13 protein-coding genes are annotated in these 19,070 nt (G+C 60.9%); 9 read left to right on the plus strand and 4 right to left on the minus strand.

What is annotated here, in order from left to right; translation table 11 throughout:
- The first annotated feature begins 359 nt into the window (after positions 1-359).
- Positions 360-1,181, plus strand: a complete 822-nt coding sequence (locus ACVWNW_RS05625; protein WP_110424761.1) for a TetR/AcrR family transcriptional regulator — start codon at positions 360-362, stop codon at positions 1,179-1,181.
- Between the two features lie 114 nt (positions 1,182-1,295).
- Positions 1,296-2,762, plus strand: coding sequence for a glycoside hydrolase family 1 protein (locus ACVWNW_RS05630; protein ID WP_454481589.1), 1,467 nt, complete (start codon positions 1,296-1,298; stop codon positions 2,760-2,762).
- 65 nt (positions 2,763-2,827) lie between these two features.
- Here the strand turns inward: ACVWNW_RS05630 and ACVWNW_RS05635 are convergent, their stop codons facing one another.
- Positions 2,828-4,384 carry a dolichyl-phosphate-mannose--protein mannosyltransferase gene (locus ACVWNW_RS05635; RefSeq protein WP_454483399.1) on the minus strand — a complete coding sequence of 519 codons (1,557 nt, stop codon included), beginning with the start codon at positions 4,382-4,384 and terminating at the stop codon, positions 2,828-2,830.
- Positions 4,385-4,634: 250 nt separating this feature from the next.
- On the opposite strand from ACVWNW_RS05635, the gene rsmI reads away from it, so the two are divergent.
- A complete protein-coding gene (gene rsmI, locus ACVWNW_RS05640; RefSeq protein ID WP_454483401.1) occupies positions 4,635-5,564 on the plus strand; it encodes a 16S rRNA (cytidine(1402)-2'-O)-methyltransferase in 930 nt (309 codons plus the stop codon).
- Here rsmI and ACVWNW_RS05645 read toward each other — a convergent pair.
- A complete protein-coding gene (locus ACVWNW_RS05645; protein WP_454481591.1) occupies positions 5,528-5,989 on the minus strand; it encodes a variant leucine-rich repeat-containing protein in 462 nt (153 codons plus the stop codon). The genes rsmI and ACVWNW_RS05645 overlap by 37 nt on opposite strands.
- On the minus strand, positions 5,986-6,462 hold the full coding sequence (locus ACVWNW_RS05650) for a hypothetical protein (protein ID WP_052733234.1): 477 nt from the start codon (positions 6,460-6,462) through the stop codon (positions 5,986-5,988). Before ACVWNW_RS05650 ends, ACVWNW_RS05645 begins: the two co-directional genes overlap by 4 nt.
- Positions 6,463-6,891: 429 nt before the next feature.
- On the opposite strand from ACVWNW_RS05650, the gene metG reads away from it, so the two are divergent.
- From metG to ACVWNW_RS05675, 5 genes are all read left to right on the plus strand, one after another.
- The gene (metG, locus tag ACVWNW_RS05655; protein ID WP_198191587.1) at positions 6,892-8,778 is read left to right on the plus strand and encodes a methionine--tRNA ligase; all 1,887 of its coding nucleotides are present in this window, start codon (positions 6,892-6,894) and stop codon (positions 8,776-8,778) included.
- Between the two features lie 540 nt (positions 8,779-9,318).
- Positions 9,319-10,701 (plus strand): ABC transporter substrate-binding protein, encoded by a 1,383-nt coding sequence (locus tag ACVWNW_RS05660; protein ID WP_454481594.1) that lies wholly within the window; start codon positions 9,319-9,321, stop codon positions 10,699-10,701.
- A 148-nt stretch (positions 10,702-10,849) separates the two neighbouring features.
- The gene (locus tag ACVWNW_RS05665) at positions 10,850-11,836 is read left to right on the plus strand and encodes a carbohydrate ABC transporter permease (RefSeq protein ID WP_110424766.1); all 987 of its coding nucleotides are present in this window, start codon (positions 10,850-10,852) and stop codon (positions 11,834-11,836) included.
- Complete coding sequence (locus ACVWNW_RS05670; RefSeq protein ID WP_046322293.1) at positions 11,833-12,726, plus strand: carbohydrate ABC transporter permease; 894 nt, start codon at positions 11,833-11,835, stop codon at positions 12,724-12,726. Before ACVWNW_RS05665 ends, ACVWNW_RS05670 begins: the two co-directional genes overlap by 4 nt.
- Before the next feature lie 65 nt (positions 12,727-12,791).
- Positions 12,792-15,854 carry an HAD-IA family hydrolase gene (locus tag ACVWNW_RS05675; protein ID WP_454481597.1) on the plus strand — a complete coding sequence of 1,021 codons (3,063 nt, stop codon included), beginning with the start codon at positions 12,792-12,794 and terminating at the stop codon, positions 15,852-15,854.
- 41 nt (positions 15,855-15,895) lie between these two features.
- Here the strand turns inward: ACVWNW_RS05675 and ACVWNW_RS05680 are convergent, their stop codons facing one another.
- The gene (locus ACVWNW_RS05680) at positions 15,896-16,918 is read right to left on the minus strand and encodes a LacI family DNA-binding transcriptional regulator (protein WP_454481599.1); all 1,023 of its coding nucleotides are present in this window, start codon (positions 16,916-16,918) and stop codon (positions 15,896-15,898) included.
- Positions 16,919-17,224: 306 nt separating this feature from the next.
- On the opposite strand from ACVWNW_RS05680, the gene ACVWNW_RS05685 reads away from it, so the two are divergent.
- On the plus strand, positions 17,225-19,063 hold the full coding sequence (locus ACVWNW_RS05685) for an ABC transporter ATP-binding protein (RefSeq protein ID WP_144178224.1): 1,839 nt from the start codon (positions 17,225-17,227) through the stop codon (positions 19,061-19,063).
- Positions 19,064-19,070: the final 7 nt, after the last annotated feature.

Raw genomic sequence — 19,070 nt, forward strand, 5'->3', positions numbered from 1 at the left:
CGGTTGGGCAGGCCGTAGGCAGCCCTTCCGGTCTGTACCAGGGGTCACGATATCCTGAAGGCAACAGCGTTCGATTGGAATAGCTGCCGGAATCGTACCCCACTCCGGGAAGGACCGCTAGGCTGGCGACCCGCGTTTGTATTATCGTTTGACTAAAATGATAGCATTCATTAATAAACCTATAGATAAGCGTGTGTGGATTTCCTTTAATGGTTGAAATCATGTGGCGACTAACAGTTCGGAACCCCAAGGGTTGGGAATGTTGGAGCCGCTTGCAGTTATGATGGGGACCCACGAGGGCGGGCTGCAACCGCAGGGACGGGGTCCCCGCCCGCAAGGTGCCTGTGTAAAGGAGGTTCATGACCGGCGTAGAGGATTGGAACCAGTACCGGGCCGGCAAGAGGGTCACCGGATCCGGCCCAACGGTCGGATCCACTTTCTCGGAGAACCCTCGTGCTCGTCAGGTGTTTACCGGCAAGGCCTTCACCCGGCGCAAGCGGATGACTGCCGATGAACGCAGGGACCAGATTGTGAAGGCTGCCGTCAAGGTGATTGCCGTCAAAGGCTTTTGGGGGATGTCCCTGCAGGACGTGGCCGATCAGGTAGGCATCACAGAGGCCGCTCTCTACCATTACATCAACTCCAAGAACGACCTGTTCAGCATGGTCATGGAGCAGGCCTATGACTCCCCTGAAGCCGACGAATTCATCTACAAGACCTGTACGGGGACGGATGCGGACGGACACAGCCTCCTCTTCTTCCCCCGATTCTGCGCCAACAACGTTATTTTCAATGCTCGCAGGCCGGAGATGGTCAAGCTCTTCTCCATCCTGAACGGTGAGGCTCTCAGCCCTTCGCACCCAGCTCACCGCTATTTCATAGGCCGCAACCAGAAGTTCTGGCAGACCATCAAGTCACTGAACTGGTGCCTGCCCAGAGGGTACGACCTGGACCGTTTCCACCACATGTGGATGCTGTGCATGTCGGCCATGGATGGCCTGCAATACCGCTGGCTGGCGGACGGGTCAGCCGACCTGGTGGCCGAGTGGCTCGCCTTCTCCGACGAGCTCTTCCCCCAGGAGAAATGGCATGGGTTCATGGACCCCAGTGACATCGACCCGGATTCTGAAGAATGCCTGGCTTCCTACGGCCTTATCACGGGTGGGGGGCAGACGGCTTAGGAACGGCAGCTTCGTTCAGACGGCGTCTGCGGTGGGACGGCGGCCGCCGGCCGCCAAGGGTATCCGCCGGCCGAAGGACAGCAAATTATCGCAAGCGGGTAAAGCGCTATGGATATGAAAGAAACGAAAGAGAGGATTGACATGGGCCAGGAGAGCAAGTTCATTTTCCCATCCGATTTCACTTGGGGAACGGCCACGGCTGCCTTCCAGGTGGAAGGGGCGGCACATGAGGACGGCAGGACGGATTCCATCTGGGACACATATTGCGCCCGACCGGGCGTAGTCGTCGACGGATCCAACGGTGATGTGGCCTGCGATCAGTATCACCGCTACCCGGAAGACATAGCCCTGATGAAGCAGATGGGTGTCGGCGCCTACCGCATGTCCATATCCTGGTCCCGTATTTTTCCTACAGCCGGTGGTCCGGTGAACCAAGCCGGGCTGGACCACTACCTGAAGGTCCTTGATATGCTGCGTGACAATGGAATCAGGCCCGTCGTCACCCTATACCACTGGGACCTTCCCCAGTACCTACAGGATGCCGGAGGTTGGCCCAGCAGGGACACAGCTCTCCGTTTTGGCGACTACGCCTCCGCCCTGGCCGCTTCCTTCGGCGATCGGGTGGACACCTGGACCACCCTGAACGAGCCTTGGTGCGCGGCTTACCTGGGTTATGGGAACGGGGCCCATGCCCCCGGGATCAAGGACTACGACCAGGCCTTGGCCGCCGTCCACCATTTGAACCTGGCCCATGGACTGGCCTGCCAGGCCATCAGGGCCCAGGTTGGGCAGGATGCCCGACTCTCGGTCACCCTCAACCTTCAGGTGACCCGGGCGGCCTCGGACAGCCCGGAGGACCTCGCCGCCAAGAAGAGGGCCGACCTCTTCGCCAACGAGGTCTTCCTGGCCCCCATGCTGGAGGGTGCCTATCCGGAAGGTGTCAGTCAGGCGGCGAGGGGGGACACCGACTGGCGCTTCGTGCAGGACGGTGACCTGGAAACCATCCACCAGCCCCTTGACGTTCTAGGACTGAACTACTATGCCACCACATATGTAAAGGCCAGGAAGGCTGATGGTGAATCCGCCGATGCCTCGGTCGGTCCCGAGGGCAAGCTGGTCGATCGCCATGCCAACGCCATGCCGGCCCAGGATAGCGTGGAGGGGCAGGCCCCGCAGGGAGAGCTGACGGGAATGGGCTGGAATCAGGAACCCCAGGGTCTGACCGATGTGCTGGTGGAGATGGGCCGACGTTTCCCCGACATGGAACTCATGGTGACCGAGAACGGCTCCGCCTGGGATGACCAGGTCAGTCAGGATCCGAACGCACCCGGCGGGAAGATCGTCCACGACCCCAAGCGGGTGGCCTATCTGGAAGAGCATGTCAAGGCTGTGGCCAAGGCCATTCAGGCCGGGTGTCGGGTGACCGGCTACTTTGCCTGGTCCCTGCTGGACAACTTTGAGTGGGCCCTGGGCTACACCAAGCGCTTTGGGCTGATCAGAGTCGACTATGACACCCAGGAGCGGATCTGGAAGGATTCCGGTCTGCGTTACGCGCAAATCATCCGTGATCGCGCAGTCTGAGCAAGACGGCATACAAAGGTTACTGCAAGGCGGTTGGGCATCGCTGTCCGACCGCCTTCTTTGTCTTAGATCCAGCTGGACAGCCACATGTGCATGCGCCAGAAGTCATAGGGGATGGGCATGGCGGTCCACAGCGGGTAGAAGAAGACTGAGGTCAGGCCCAGCAGGGTCAGGCCCATGATCATGGTCTGCCGGTAGAGGACGATGTCCGAGTTCTGCCGCAGCCAGTTGACCACGTAGCAGATGGCCAGGATCATCCAGGGCAGGATGACGATGGAATAGAAAGTGAAGGTGGTCCGGTTCATGTATTGGATCCAGGGTAGCCAGCCGGCCAGCATGCCTGCCAGGACCCCCCAGATCCGCCAATCTCCGTGCTTGATCACGACGGCGATGACGATGGCTAGGATCATGCAGATGCTGCCCAGCCACCAGGTCAGAGGATTGCCCAAGGATGTGACTGCGGCTACGCAGGGAGAGTCCTTGGCCAGTCCGCACAGGCCGGGGAAGCCCGTGAGCTTCTGCCAGTAGAAACTGGTGGGCCTGATCTGCAAGGGCCAAGTCAGGGGGTTGGCCATGTATGGGTGGCGGGTATGCAGGGTGGTGTGGAAGCGCCACATCTGCCGGTGGTATTCAGCCAGGGACCGCAGCCCTTCCGGCAGCCAGGTCAGGCCTTGGCCAGGGTGCTGGGCCGCCCAATTGTGCATGAAGGAATCGTCGTGCAGGAACCATCCCGTCCAGGAGGCCAAATAGGTGCCCGCCCAGATGGGGATCATAAGCAAGGCCGCTGGCAGCCCATCCCTGAAAACGGCGCTCTGCAGCCAGGATCCATACCCTGCTTGATGACGCTCCCAGCCATCCCAGAGCACCGAGATCAGGGCGAAGACGGCGAAGAAGTAGGCGCCCGACCACTTGGTACCGGTGGCTAGGCCCAGCAGCAGGGCGGCTCCGGTCCGCCACCAAGACCAGGCGATGAAAGGGCCGGTGGTGGCCACGGGCAGCTCGACACGGCTTTTCTGCCCTTGCTGTCCCTGTGACTGAATGACCTTAACCCGGTAGTGTAGGCGGAAATCAGCCTGGTCCTTGGCCCAGGATTGTCGTAGCCTGGCCCTGGCCCAGTCCCGATGGCCCATCAGACACAGCCAGGCTCCCAGAACGAAGATCATGACGAAGTTGTCCAGCAGGCCGGTACGGCTCATGACGATGCCCAGACCGTCAATGGCCATGAGGAAGCCGGCCGTCAGGGCGATGGGCAGGTTGTGGAAGAGGCGCAAAGCTACACGGCAGAGCAGCAGGATGGCGACGGTGCCGGCCAGAGCGGTGGCCACTCGCCAGGCGAAGGGATTGCCTGCTCCGCCGAACAGTTTGAGACCCAGGGCGATGCACCACTTGCCTACCGGCGGGTGAACCACGTATTCGGCCTGGGGCAACCAGTCGCTTGTCTGCCCCTGGGCGAAGATCTGGTCGATGGGTAGGTTCAGCGGGCCGGCTTTTTTGGGCCAGTTGCGTGGCTCGCCGGTCATCAGCATGGTCCAGGCGTCTTTGACGTAATATGTCTCGTCGAAGACGATGGCCCGGGGGCTGCCCAGCCGCACAAACCGCAAGAGCCCGCCTAAAAGAGCCATGAGTATGCAGGCCAACCAGCCGCTCTGCCGATGGGAGGGCCTGTGGATCCGGTTGACCCGACCCTTGGTGTGCTGACCCATGGGCGTGCTGAAGATAGATAGCATGACAGGGCGACCGGACCGGTGGGCGGCGTGCCTGCCGTGTCTGGAGGAGCGATGCTGCGAAGAAAGCCCTGCCAAAGATGTCATCACCCCTAGATTAGGCCATACTAAAGGCATGAGCAGCACGAATGGCCGGAGCGATGGACATATGCAGGGCAGAGAAAGTCATGAGAAGCCGATTCCACCTAGTGTTTCACGTGGAACGGTAGTGCTGGCGGCCACGCCTATTGGCAATGTCGCCGATGCCTCGAAACGTTTGGTGGAGCTCCTGCAGTCTGCGGACCTGGTTGCTGCGGAAGACACGCGGCGGCTCTACGACTTAGCCAACCGATTGGGCGTGCGTGTAAGCGGCAGGGTTATGGCCTATCACGATCATAATGAGCGACGGATGGCCGATCCCATTTTGGATCAGGTTCGTGACGGAGCCTGCGTGCTGGTGGTCTCGGATGCGGGTATGCCCACCATCAACGATCCGGGCATGGCCATCGTAAGGCGGGCCATCGAACGAGGCATACCGGTCACCTGCGCTCCCGGCCCCAGCGCTGTGCTGGACGCTCTGGCTCTCTCCGGTCTGCCGACTGACCGCTTCTGTTACGAAGGGTTTCTTCCCCGCCGACATCAGGAGCGGTTGCGGCATCTGCGCACTCTGCGCAGCGAGGAGCGGACCATGGTCTTCTACGAGACACCCCACCGCATTGATCAGGCTATGCAGGACCTTCAGGAGGTCTTCGGCTCCGACCGGCTCATGGCCCTCTGCAGGGAGCTGACCAAGGATCATGAGCAGATCCGGCGAGGTACCGTCGGCGACATTGTGCACTCCCTCCAGGAGGATCCCCCCAGGGGGGAGATGGTCCTGGTCGTGGCTGGTGCTTCTGCTTTGGAGGCCAGGCGCAACGACCCTGAGGCCATGGATGATCGGCAGTTGGCAGACCTAGCACGCGAACTGGCCAGATCCGAGGATCTGCGGCTCAAGGAGGCTATCGCCCGGGTGGCTGCCGAGCATCCCTTGGCCGATGGCAGCCTGCCTAATCGCAAGCGGATCTATGCCTTGGCCGTTGAAGAGGATAAGGAGGACTGATTCCCGTCCCCTTCATCCAGCAGCACCTCGAGTGCTCTGCGCACACCGGGCCCACCCAGCTGCGAGACAGTCTCCAGCAGTGCCGGCGAAGCGGCGGGATTGGCCACCAGCCACCGGCGCAGCCGGGGCTCTTCTCGGGCGATGGTCCAGAGGATGCTCGGGTCGGTCTCGGGGTCTGTGGCCATCAGTGCCGTTGGCACCAAGGGAGGCTCTGGAGGTGGGGCCCGCCCCTCGGCCATTGGTTCGAGGCTATTGGGTTCGTCTTGACTCCAATCGTCTTCCGTTGAGGGGTGCGACCGGCTGCTGGTGACAGTCATGAGCCGGGTCATGCGTTCAGTAGCGGAGGATTCACGACGGTGTCTGATCCTATCCTGGTGCCGATGATGGCCATGACTACGTCGGCCGTCCCTCATCGACTTATTCATAGGATCGCCTTGAGCCGTCTTATGGTATCCAGTCCTTGAGCGTGGCCAGGCCATCGGGGGTTGGAGGACAGAAGCGCCTCGCAGGATCCACAGCTGACATGATACCGCTCCATGAGCTCATGGAGAACCGCCATGATGTCCTCACCGTTGCATTGGCCCGTGGGCTCGCAGGCCAAATCACAGGCCGTCCAGAGCGGCGAAGTCACCCAGAGCCGCCCAAGCTTCATCAGATAACGGGCATCCAGCTGTCGCTGATGGGGGCGAAGGGGCCTGCCGTAAACCGGCGTGCGGAAGTGGGAGTTGGAGATGATGTCCAGAGCATCGGGGAAATGGCCGTTGATCCATACCCAGAGCGCCAGTCCGCCGCATGCTGCTGCACCGTAAGGGACCATGGACATGACGATCGAGGCGCGACCGTAGAGTCCCTCCGCCTGTTCGTTCAGGTAGCAACAGGATCGGTCCAAGCAGGTCACGACTCCCTCGTTCACCAGCAGGCTGAGGCTGAGCGGACCTGGCAGATCTCCGATCTGAATCAGACTGGGCAGCGGTTTGGGCTCAGGAACCGGGGTTCCGAATTCGGTCGTAGGCGGACGGCCACGGGTGCGCGTTGGGCCTGTTCCGTATCGTGGCCCGAAACACTGCTGAGCGGTGTCGACGAGCGGTGCCCGGCCTGGCGGCTTGGTTGTAGCTCTAAGGGTGCGGCTGGCGCCAAGGGTAGTGGCAGGCGCCCACGTCGCTCCCCCGAGGACGTGTTCTCGATTCATGGTTCGACTGTAAAGGGCCGTATCCGGGCTTGCCTGAAGGAGGGCTAAATTTGTGAACTTGTGGATAATCTGCTTGACAGCCGGCAGTCTTGTGGATGAGGCGGGGGATTGTAGGCCTAAGCCGATAATCTTGCTGGTATGAGTCATATCCTTGTTTCCGTCGCCTGGCCCTATGCAAATGGGCCCCGTCACATCGGCCACGTCGCTGGGTTCGGCGTCCCTTCGGATGTCTATGCACGCTACGAACGCATGAAGGGCAATGATGTCCTTATGGTTTCGGGGACCGACGAGCACGGCACTCCCATCCTGGTAGAGGCTGATGCCGAAGGAGTAGGTCCCCAAGAGATTGCCGACCGCTACAACCGGGTCATCGTCAAGGACCTGTGCGATCTGGGACTCAGCTATGACCTCTTCACCAGGACCACGACCGGCAATCACGAGAAGGTGGTGCAGGAGCTTTTCCGCCAGTGCCGGGCCAATGGCTACATCTATGAGGGTCAACAGAAGGTGGCTATCTCGCCTTCCACCGGACGAACCCTGCCGGACCGCTATATTGAGGGGACCTGCCCCATCTGCGGTGCCGATGGCGCTCGCGGTGACCAGTGCGACAACTGCGGCAACGAGCTGGATCCGGACGAGCTGATCAACCCTGTGTCCAAGATCAATGGGGAGACGCCCCGGTTTGAGGAGTCCAAGCACTTCTTCTTGGATCTTCCCGCCCTGGCCGAGGCCAATCTGGCCTGGTTGAAGACCCGCAAGGGCTGGCGCAGCAACGTACTCAACTTCTCCCTGGGGCTCTTCAAGGAGGTCAAGCCACGGGCCATCACCCGCGACATCGACTGGGGCATTCCCGTGCCTGTGGACGGGTGGGTCGACGACCCCAACAAGAAACTCTACGTCTGGTTCGACGCCGTCATCGGCTACCTGTCGGCATCCATCGAATGGGCCCGCCGTCAGGGCGACCCCGAGGCATGGCGCAAGTGGTGGAATGATCCCAAGGCCCTGGGCTACTACTTCATGGGCAAGGACAACATCACCTTCCACTCGCAGATCTGGCCCTCGGAGATTCTGGCTTACAACGGCAAGGGATCCAAGGGAGGAGAGCCGGGGCCCTACGGCGAGCTCAACCTGCCTGAGCAGGTGGTGGCCAGCGAGTTCATGACCATGGAGGGCAAGAAGTTCAGCTCCTCCCGAGGCATCGTCATCTACGTCAAGGACATCCTGGCACGTTACCCGGTCGATGCAGTTCGCTACTACATTTCCATTGCCGGGCCGGAGACTTCGGACTCGGACTTCACCTGGGCGGAGTTCGTCCGGCACAACAACGAGGAGCTGGCCGCCTCCTGGGGCAACCTGGTCAATCGCGTTGCCAACTTGCTCAACAAGGATTTCGGTCAGATCCCTCACATTGAAGAAGGCTGGCTGACTGAAGAGGACCGGACTCTCCTGGAGGAGTCCCGGTCGGCCTTCGACACTGTGGGATCCCTGATCGAGCGCCAGCGCCAGAAGGCCGCTCTGGGTGAGGCTATGGCCCTGGTCAGCGATATCAACAAGTACCTATCGGCACAGGAACCATGGAAAATCAAGGAGGACCAGGATCGCCTGGCCACCGTCCTCCACACCGCTGCCCAGGCTGTCTGCGACGCCAACACCCTTCTGGCCCCCTTCCTGCCACACTCGGCCCAGAAGGTCTACGAAACCATGGGAGGTGAGGGGACCTTCTCCCCTTTGCCCCATCTGGAGGAGGTCCAGGACCTGGACAAGCCCGGCTTCTCTTACCCAATCATCACTGGCACCTACCAGCTGGGCGTCAATGTGCACCCCTGGAGGAGCGAACCTGTAAAGGAGGGGGCCCTGATCGCCAGACCCGCCCCCATCTTCGCCAAAATCCCCAAGGAGGCCGTGCAGGAGGAGCTGGATCGGTTCCAGGCCCAATCGGACGAGCGCAAGGCTAAGGAGAAGGCACGCTTCGAGGCCGAGCAGACCAAATTGAAGACTGCGGAAAACGGATCTGAGGAAGGCTGACCCCCCCCCCTCCACTGTGTCTTTCCGGATTCCTGGTCGCCTTTCCCGGGCCCTGACCGGACCTACGGGAGGAAGACCAGGTGCATACAGGGGCACAGGATTCACAGGGAACTTTGAGCTTATCCTACCCGGACTTACAGAAAGCCATGGTTGTATAAATCGTGCCGGTTGAAGTGATGACCGGCGGGGCTCCTCCCTGGGCCTCATAACTGAATCCCTTCTTCTCTCTCAACCCGACGGTTCCTTGCCGTCGGGTTTCTCTTTATCCTGACCTTGCCATTGCGCTCATGGTTGCGAGGTTCCCGGCTGTTCCCGCCCTACCGTAATCCGGTGCGTTTCCAATGAACAGAACAGAGTAAGCGCTTGCAATGACCTATATTTGTACTTATACTGAGAGATGCGCATGGAAGCGTCCGCCGGGGTCGCGAACCCGTACGGAAATAATGTGCAAAGACGCTGAAGGAACTGTCATACGGATGGTGGGTCCTGAATATAGGAGCTGTCTGTATACGGTCACGAACACAACGTAGTGGGAGAAGTATGAGAAGGACAACGTTAATGAAGGGGCTGGCCCTGGTGGTTAGTTCAGCTACCTTATTCGGCATGGCCGGCTGCGGCTCAGGCAACAGCTCCGGCGATGGTTCGAAGAAGGCCGATTCGGCCAGTTGCACTGCCTACAAGAAGTATGGTGACCTGAGCGGCAAGAAGATCTCCACCTACACCCCCTGGATCGACCAGGAGGGGGATGCTACGGTCAAGGCTTTCAACGAATTCGCCAACTGTACCGGAGCTAAGGTGGAGCACGAAGGTTCGCGTGACATGGCCGCACAGCTCCCAGTCCGCGTCAAGGCTGGTTCCGCGCCGGATGTGGCCATCATGCCACAGCTGGGAATGATCAAGAACATGGTGGCCACGGGCAAGGTCAAGGATGTCCCCGCCAAGGCTGCTGCGAATGTGAAGAAGTACTACTCCAAGGATTGGCAGGATTACTCCACCCTGAATGGCAAGCTGGTCTCCATCCCGGTGGATGCCAATGCCAAGTCCTTCATCTGGTACTCGCCCAAGGCCTTCAAGGAAAAGGGCTACAAGGTCCCGACCACCTGGGACGAGATGATGGACCTGACCAAGAAGATCGCCGATGACAACAAGGGGGATACATCGGTCAAGCCCTGGTCCGTGGGTCTGGAGGGCGGAGCCGACTCCGGTTGGCCCGGCACCGATTGGCTGGAGGATGCCGTTTTGCGGTTTACCGATGCCGACACCTACAACAAGTGGGTCGACCACACAATCCCCTTCAACGATCCCAAGATTCTGGCCGCTTTCAAGGAGATCGGCAAGATCCTGAAGGATCCGGCCTACGTCAACGGTGGTTTCGGCGACATCCAGTCCATAGCCTCTACCGCGTGGCAGGATGCCGGCACCCCCTTGGTGGATGGCAAGGGCTACCTCATGCACATGGCTCTTTTCTATCAGAGCAATTACCAGACAGCCAACCCCGATATCAAGATCGCCAAGGACGGGGATGTCTGGGCCTTCCCCATGCCCAGCAAGGATGCCCAGCATAAGAGCATGATTGGCGGGGGTGACTTCGCCATCGCCTTCTCCGACAAGCCCGAGGTGCAGAAGTTCGAAGAGTTCCTCTCATCGCCCGAATACGCCAACGCACGCGCCAAGGCCATGACGGGCTGGATTACGGCCAACACCGGACTGGACGAGAAGAATCTCAAGCCCATCGACAAGCTGGCTTATGAGTCTCTGACTGCCGAGGGGACCACCTTCCGTTTCGACGCCTCAGACATGATGCCTGCCGAGGTGGGTACGGGCTCCTTCTGGAAGCAGATGATAGCCTACTTCGCCCAGAACAAGTCCGAGCAGCAGGTGCTCGACGCAGTCGAGGAATCCTGGCCCAGCGACGTCAAGTGAGTTCGTGTTCCCCCGGGGCGCCCCAAGGCCCACAGCTCCATAAGTCATAGTCAGGCCCTGTGCCACCCCGACGCACGGTAAAGAGTGCACACCCCCTCCGCCAGCCCCGGCTGTGGAGGGGGTGGCCTGAGAAAGGCATCTTACAACCATGGATTTCATTCTGCATCCGGATAGCAACCTGTCCAAACTCCTGGCCATGCTTCTGGCCATCCTCATCTTCGTCGGCGTCATGGCGTTGATCCTCTTCCTGACCAACCTGCCCAAGCGGATGCCTTCCTGGGGGGTGGCGGTCATGTTCCTCCTGCCCTCGGTGGCCCTGGTCTGTTTCGGCCTGCTCTACCCTACAATCGTCACCTTCCGTGACTCCTTCTACGGGCGTGACGGCAACGAGGCGGTGGGGTTCGCCAATTACGTGAAGATATTCTCCGAGCCTCAGTTCGTCCAGGTTCTGATCAACACGATCCTGTGGACTGTTCTGGTTCCCTTGTGCTCTACGGCCATCGGCCTGCTCTACGCTGTCCTGGTGGACAGGACCCGGTTCGAGAAGCTGGCCAAGTCCCTAATCTTCCTGCCCATGGCCATATCCATGGTAGGGGCCTCCATCATCTGGAAGTTCGTCTATGACCAGCGCGTGGGACTCCTGTCCGCCGTCTATACCGGTCTGGCCCACCTATTCGGCAACAAGACGGCCTCGGCCCCGCAGTGGCTGATGTCCTCACCGCTGAACACCTTCCTCCTCATATTCGTCATGATCTGGATTGAGGCCGGGTATGCCATGACCGTCCTGTCGGCGGCCATCAAGGCCATTCCTGACGACTTGACCGAGGCAGCCCGTCTGGACGGGGTCGATGCCCGTCAGCAGTTCTTCTATGTGACCGTCCCCATGATCAGGCCCTCCATAGTGGTCGTTCTGACCACCGTGGCCATGGCCGGGCTCAAGGCCTTCGACGTGGTCAGGACCATGACGGCCGGCAACTACGGGACCTCGGTGATAGCCAACGAGTTCTACACACAGTCCTTCCAGTACCAGAACACAGGTCTGGGGGCCGCCCTGGCGGTGATCATGTTCATCGTCGTCATCCCCCTGATAGTGTTCAACGTCCACCAAATGAGAAAGTCGCAGGATGTGAGATGAGCAGGAAACTGACCCGCCATGAAAAGGCGCTGATCCGCACCAGGAACAAGCTGTCCTCTCCCTGGAGCTCGGCCATCTCCATTATCATCGCCGTCTTGTGGACCATCCCCACCGTCGGCCTTCTGGTGACCAGTTTCCGTGACAACAGGATGGCCATATCCACCTCCGGCTGGTGGACCAGCCTGAGCCCCTCCCACTGGAAGGATTTCGGCCTGGGCAACTACAAGTCGGTGCTGGGTGGTGGCTACAACCTGGGCGCCTACTTCGTCAACTCCTTCGTCATCACCATCCCCGGTGTCCTCATCCCCATCACCCTGGCACTCCTGGCGGCCTATGCCTTCGCATGGTGCGAGTTCCCCGGCAAAAACATCCTCTTCGTTGCCGTCTTCGCCCTCCAGGTGGTCCCCATCCAGGTGACCATGATTCCCCTGCTCTCCCAGTATGTGAAATGGGGACTCAACAACACCTTCTGGGTCCTATGGCTGTCGCACACCATGTTCGGACTTCCGCTGGCCATCTTCCTCCTGCACAACTTCATGCTGGATATACCCAAGGAGCTGATCGAGGCGGCCAAGGTCGACGGAGCCAGCCATGTGCAGATCTTCCTCAAGGTGGTTCTGCCCCTCATGGTCCCTGCCATAGCATCCTTCGCTATTTTCCAGTTCCTCTGGGTCTGGAACGACCTGCTGGTGGCGCTGGCCTTCGCTGGAAACACCCCGGCGACAGCCCCGCTGACCTCCCGCCTGTCCGACATGGTCGGTTCCCGCGGGTCGGCCTGGTACCTTCTGGCACCCGGTGCCTTCATAGCCATGGTCGTCCCGGTGGCCGTCTTCCTATTCCTGCAACGCTATTTCGTCCGAGGTATGCTGGCTGGGGCGGTCAAGGGCTGAAAAACCTGTTCGGAGTCCGGCAGATTCATCTGATCCGCAAGAACAAGTGAGTAGGATACGCAACCATGAAAATTGTCCAAAGTCTGGCTGTCCTCTTCGATTTGGACGGGGTCCTGGTTCCCACGGTTCGCCTGCACAAGGCCGCCTGGAAAGAGCTGTTCGACCAGGTCCTGCCGGAGGACGTCAGCCCCTATGGGGACCAGGACTATTTTGATTATGTCGATGGCAAGCCCCGCTATGACGGGGTTTCCGCGGTCCTGGCCAGCAGGGGGGTGGACCTGCCGCAAGGGAACCCTGCTGACGGACCTACGGTCCGCAGCATCTGCGGGCTGGGCAACCGCAAGAACACCATATTCGAGCGTCTTCTGAATGAGGAGGGGATCGAGCCCTACCCCGACACTGTGGATGTCCTGCGTCACCTGATGGGGACAGGCAAGCGCCTGGCGGTGGTATCCAGCTCCCGCAATGCCAATACCGTGCTCAGTGCGGCCGGCATCAGGAACTTCTTCGACATCATCGTGGACGGGAACGTAAGGGCCAGGGAGGGGCTCAAGGGGAAGCCGGCCCCCGACACCTATGCCTTTGCTGCACACCTCTTGGGGGTTCGGCCGGAGGAGGCCGTGGTGGTCGAGGATGCCCTTTCCGGGGTGACGGCCGGCCGGGCTGGGGGATTCGGCATGGTTGTCGGTGTGGATCGGGGGGCCGGTCGGCAGGCCCTCTTGGACTCCGGTGCCGACCATGTGGTCGACCAGCTGATCGAGATGATTCAGGACGGATCCGCCCGCGCCGATCTGGCAAGGCCGGCCGACCTGGATCCGACCACCTACCCTGTGGACCCCTGGGCATTGATTGAGAACAAGGAGGGGGATTCCAACAGTGCGACCCTCTTTTCCGTGTCGAACGGGAACATCGGGGTTAGAGGGGCCGGGGACCCCAGTCGGGACCTGGGCAGCGGGACCTTCATGAGCGGTTTCCATGACACCTTCACCATCAAGCACCCTGAGACCGCTTATGGGTTCGCCCGTGTCGGCCAGGTGATCCAGGGGGTACCCGATGCCTCCGATTTCTCCCTGAGCCTGGAGGGCTACCCCCTGGGCAGCCCGGTCTCTGCCAGCCAAAAGGTCGATTTCAGACGGGGGATATCATCCTACGTCCGGCGTTACCGTACCGACGATGGGGCCGACCTGTTCGTGACGGTGGAGCGTATGGTCTGCCTCTTCGACCCCCATCTGGCCCTCTATACTCTGATTATCGAATCACCTGACAGGACAATGACGGTGGATGTGGATGCCAGGATCAACGGCAACGCACCCCGTCGACAGGTTTCTAACGATCCACGGAAGTCCAACCTGGTCGACGGCTGCGGCATACACGAGGTCCTGGAAGACGCAGACGGGGACCAGGAGGGCCCCGTCTGCCATGTCTACCGTTGCAACAACTCGCAGATGACCGCAGTCCTGGCCGTCCGCCAGTATGCCGAAAGTACAGACGGCGATCCAGGTGCGAGGTCCATGGTGACCTCCGCCCTCCCGGAGGATGTCTGGCACCTACGTGTGCCTGCAGGCGGAAGGATCTCAGTCCGTCGCTACGCCGCCTACCGGAGCCCATCTATCCTCCCGGTCGGGGTTGATTGCGGCTTGGTCGTGCGCACACGGGAGGGGTCGGATGCCAGGAGCATGGTCCTGGCTTGCCTGGAGGATCTCGACAGCGCCTGTCATAGGGGGGCAGGCGGTCTTGAGGGGGCGCAACGTTCCTGGCTGGAGGACTTCTGGCGAAGGGGGGACGTGCAGGTGGCTGCCGGGGACGGTGGCCGTATCCAGCAGGTGAGCCGGTGGGAGATTTTCCAGCTGGCCCAGGCCACGGCCCAGGTCAGGAACGGAGTGGGGGCCAAGGGATTGAGTGGTTCGGGATATGATGGTCACTACTTCTGGGACACAGAGATTTACATCCTTCCCTTTCTGACCTACACCGACCCCGCACGAGCCAGGGCCATCCTCCACTATCGGCATGAGATGCTCCCGGCTGCGCGCAGGCGCGCTGCCATCATGAATCTGGACGGGGCCCTTTTCCCCTGGAGGACCATCAACGGCGAAGAGGGGTCGGCCTACTTCCCCACCGGCACCGCCCAATACCACATCGACGCCGACATAGCCTATGCCCTCATGCAATACGTCCTAGTCAGCGGGGATGATGATTACCTGGGCCGGGAGGGGATTGACATACTGGTCGAGACCGCACGTATGTGGGCATCCCTGGGCAGCTACCAGTCGGACGGACGCTTTCATATACACAGCGTGACCGGGCCGGACGAGTACACGGCTTTGGTGGATGACAATCTCTATACCAACCAGATGGCCCGGTTCAACCTCATGGCCGTCATACAGGCCGTCCACAGGCTTGATGAGGCCGACGAGACAGGGGAGATCCTGGCCCAGGCCCGTCAACGCCTGGGATTCGGTGATGAGGACCTGAAGATCTGGAAGGGGATGGCCGAGGCTATGTTCATGCCTTACGCCAATCAGGAGGGGGTTCATGCCCAGGACGCCCAATTCATGAACAGGCCCAAGTGGGACTTCGAACACTGTCCGGCCCGCCCCCTGCTCCTCTACTACCACCCCCTGGCCATCTATGGTCACAAGGTCCTTAAGCAGACGGACGTGGTTCTGGCCCTCTTCCTGCTTAGCTCCTGGTTTACCCCCGAGCAGAAGTTGGCCGACTTCGATTATTACGACCCGCTGACCACTGGAGATTCCACTCTTTCGGCCGCCTCCCAGTCGATTCTCGCTGCCGAGGTGGGGCGTAAGGAGCTGGCCATGGACTACTTCAGGCAGTCCCTCTTCGCCGATGTGTTCAATCTTCATGACAATACCGAGGATGGCATCCACCTGGCGGCCGCTGGTGGGGTCTGGTCGACCTTGGTCTGCGGCTTCGGTGGAATGAGGGATACGGGGGGAACGGCCATAGGGATCGATCCCCGTCTGCCGGACGGGTGGACCTCTTTGGAATACACCCTTCTGATCAGGGGGACGTCGATCAGGGTGACGGTGACGCCGGAAGGTGTGGGATTGCAGCGCATGTCAGGACCGGCTATGGTCCTCAACGTCAATGGTCATCCCCGTCAGGTGTGAACGAGGGCCTCTGGATACAGCTCTCCATGGAGGTTCACCGGTCAGCGGATCCTACCGGCGGGCGGGGGGCCGACGGTGGCCCGCTCTATCAGTGTGGTGGGGAAGATGATCGTCTTCAGTGCCAGGTCGCCCTCGATGGCCTTCAGCGCGACCTCGGCCGCTGTCACCCCCTGCTTGCGTACCGGTTGGGCCACCGTAGTCAGTCCGAATGGTCGGCCCAGGTCGTGCCCGTCGATGCCGATGACCGAGATGTCTCGACCCACTGCCAGGCCGCGCTCGCGGATGGCTTGGATGGCCCCCATGGCCATCTCATCCGAGGACGCCATGATGGCAGTGATATCGGGACGCCTGTCCAGGAGGCGTTTGGTGGCCAGGTAGCCGTTGGAGGCCGTCATGATGGTCACGGCTTCGTCCAAGCTGTCGGAGCACTCGAGGTTGAAGCGCGTCAGGGTCTGCTTCCAGCCATCCCGTCTGCGCTGGGAGGGAGCGAAGGGGCAGAGGTCATTGGTTTGACCTGACAGGTGGCCTATGGTCTTGTGGCCCAGCGTAATCAAGTGACGGCAGGCCTGTGCCGCAGCTTGCCCGTCGTTGATTCCTACATGACTGTAGCCCTTCTGGCGAACGGAAACGAAGACGGCCGGCACACCCAAGGATCGCAGTTCGGCCTCCTCCTGCTTGTCGAAGAAGAGTGAGAGGACCAGGACCGCGTCCACCTTTCCCACCAGGTCCCGTGCCTTGAACCGTTGACGTTTGGGACCAAGGTAGTCGGGCAGGGAGTAGACAAGGGCGTCATAGCCCGCCTTGCGGAAGGTCTGTTCGGCGCATTCGAGGATAGTGCTGAAGAACCACCGCGACATGTCCGGCTGGATCAATCCGATGGAATGGGTCCGCCCGCTCGCCAGAGAGGAGGCGGTGGGGGAGGGGGTGTATCCCAGGGTCTTGGCGGCCTGGAGGACTAGTTCCCGGGTTCGCCCGCCCACCCCGGGCAGTCCCCGTAGGGCCCGTGAGACCGTGGCCGTTGAGACGCCGGACAAGCGGGCCACGTCTTCGATTCTTACGGTCATACCGTCATTATGCCAGCGTGAAGTCACAAGGGAATCCGCGATCCTCGAGGTGGCTGGATGCCTTTGTACTGCTGGTCAGGTGACTCTTAACTAATGCAGACACGCCCGGATTATCGGGGTTGCATCTGGGTCAGGCTCCAATAAAATAGGCAACGCTTGACGAATCCAGGGCGGACACGCGCGGCGTTGCAGAGGCGAGGAACATAGCCGGGCGTCACCATCGGTCAGTCACTCTCCCGGACGGTCACGGCAATGAGAAGAGACCAGATTAGAGAAGTTCAACAGGGAACGTGAGGGTGTCCTCCAATGTACGTCGATTCTGCGAAGAATCAGCACAGCAGCAACCTTCGATGGATTCTCCCCTACTGCAGGCCGGACGCCGGTAGAATCGCCGCCGCCCTCCTGCTCTTTGCGGCGGATAAGGTCCTGGTCATGCTTATGCCCATTTTAGCGGGCATGATCGTGGACCAGGTCATTGGCCAGGGGCATGAGGACCGGCTGCCCAAGCTTTGTTTCGCCATGATAGCCGTCACCCTTGGGCGCAGCGTCTGCCGCTATGGCTACCAGATGTTCATGGAGCGATTCGGCCAGAACACCATCTATCGGCTGGTCAGCGACGAGTATGAGAAGCTCCACGACATGGACTTCACCTACTTCAACCACACCCGCAACGGCGACATCATGAGCCGGATGACCTCGGACACCGATGCCATCCGCCATTTCGTCTCCTGGGTCTCCTACAACATCCTGGAGGCTGTCTGTCTCTTCGTCGGGTCGCTGGCCGTCATGTTCACCATCGAATGGCGACTGGCCCTGGCCTTGCTGGCCGTAACGCCATTCCTCTTCTACTTCACCTGGCAGCTTTCCAAGCACGCCCACCCGCTCTTCTACGCCATCCGCAACTCGCTGGCATCCCTCAATTCCATGGTCGAGGAGAACATCGAGGGCAACCGGGTGGTCAAGGCCTTCGTCCGCGAGCCCTATGAGACCGAGAAGTTCGATCGGCACAATGATGACTACATGGAACGCAACATGGACTCCGCCCGCAACAGCCGCACCTATATGCCCTGGCTGGACGGCTGCTCCTACATGCTCCAGCTGATCACTTTGATTCTGGGCGGTTGGCTGGTCATCCGCCAGCAGATGACCCTGGGCGCCCTGGTCTCCTTCAACAGTTTCCTGTGGATGATCGACGGCCCGGTGCGCCAGTCCGGCTGGCTGATCAACGATGTGGAGCGATTCAACGCCTCCTGCGTCAAGATCCGTCGGCTGCTGACGGCCGAGCCCAGGATCGTCGAGCGCAAGAACGCCCAGGCCGGCGTGGTCCAGGCGGCCACGGTCCGCGCCAAGGTCAACGGCGAGCAGACCGAGGACCCGGTCAGAATCCGTGGGGACATCCGCTTCGACCACGTCAGTTTCGCCTTCCCTGACGATCCGGAGACCCCCATTCTCAAGGACATCGACTTCCACGTGGCGGCCGGCACCCGGCTGGGCATATTGGGGGAGACAGGATCGGGCAAGTCCACCCTGGTCAGCCTGGTGGCCCGCTTCTACGACCCCACCGTGGGCCATGTGCTCATCGACGGGATTGACGCCAGGCAGTGGCCTCTGGACCTGCTGCGGCGGCAGGTCAACATCGTGGCACAGGACACCTTCCTCTTCTCGGACACCATCGGCGACAACATCGCCTTCGGAGCCCACCGCGACGACGAGCAGTACGTCAGGACCATGGCCTCCATGGCTGGCGCCGACTCCTTCATCAACCGGATGCCTGAGGGCTATGACACCGTGGTGGGCGAGCGCGGCGTGGGCCTGTCAGGCGGCCAGAAGCAACGGCTCAGCCTGGCGCGGGCCCTGGCCGACGACCCGGCCATCCTGATCATGGACGACACCACATCGGCTGTCGACATGGAGACCGAGGCCACTATCCAGCGGCATCTGCAGGAGATGGAGGGCACCAGGACCATGGTGACCATCGCCCACAGGATCTCCTCCATCAAGGATTCCGACCTGATCCTGGTCCTGGACCACGGCAGGATCGTAGAACGCGGGTCCCATGAGGATCTGGTCCACGCCCACGGCCGCTACTACCGGATCTACCGCAAGCAGCTGGGGCTGCAATCCGGGCAGTCGGCAGGGTTCTGACACATCA

Source organism: Bifidobacterium sp. JNUCC 75 (genome assembly GCF_054819865.1).

Excerpts from the sequence above, each read along its gene's own strand:
- ACVWNW_RS05625 (WP_110424761.1), top strand. The coding sequence starts at position 360 with ATGACCGGCGTAGAGGATTGGAACCAGTACCGGGCCGGCAAGAGGGTC.
- ACVWNW_RS05630 (WP_454481589.1), top strand. The coding sequence starts at position 1,296 with ATGAAAGAAACGAAAGAGAGGATTGACATGGGCCAGGAGAGCAAGTTC.
- ACVWNW_RS05635 (WP_454483399.1), bottom strand. The coding sequence starts at position 4,384 with ATGGCTCTTTTAGGCGGGCTCTTGCGGTTTGTGCGGCTGGGCAGCCCC.
- rsmI (WP_454483401.1), top strand. The coding sequence starts at position 4,635 with ATGCAGGGCAGAGAAAGTCATGAGAAGCCGATTCCACCTAGTGTTTCA.
- ACVWNW_RS05645 (WP_454481591.1), bottom strand. The coding sequence starts at position 5,989 with ATGAATAAGTCGATGAGGGACGGCCGACGTAGTCATGGCCATCATCGG.
- metG (WP_198191587.1), top strand. The coding sequence starts at position 6,892 with ATGAGTCATATCCTTGTTTCCGTCGCCTGGCCCTATGCAAATGGGCCC.
- ACVWNW_RS05660 (WP_454481594.1), top strand. The coding sequence starts at position 9,319 with ATGAGAAGGACAACGTTAATGAAGGGGCTGGCCCTGGTGGTTAGTTCA.
- ACVWNW_RS05665 (WP_110424766.1), top strand. The coding sequence starts at position 10,850 with ATGGATTTCATTCTGCATCCGGATAGCAACCTGTCCAAACTCCTGGCC.
- ACVWNW_RS05670 (WP_046322293.1), top strand. The coding sequence starts at position 11,833 with ATGAGCAGGAAACTGACCCGCCATGAAAAGGCGCTGATCCGCACCAGG.
- ACVWNW_RS05675 (WP_454481597.1), top strand. The coding sequence starts at position 12,792 with ATGAAAATTGTCCAAAGTCTGGCTGTCCTCTTCGATTTGGACGGGGTC.
- ACVWNW_RS05680 (WP_454481599.1), bottom strand. The coding sequence starts at position 16,918 with ATGACCGTAAGAATCGAAGACGTGGCCCGCTTGTCCGGCGTCTCAACG.
- ACVWNW_RS05685 (WP_144178224.1), top strand. The coding sequence starts at position 17,225 with ATGTACGTCGATTCTGCGAAGAATCAGCACAGCAGCAACCTTCGATGG.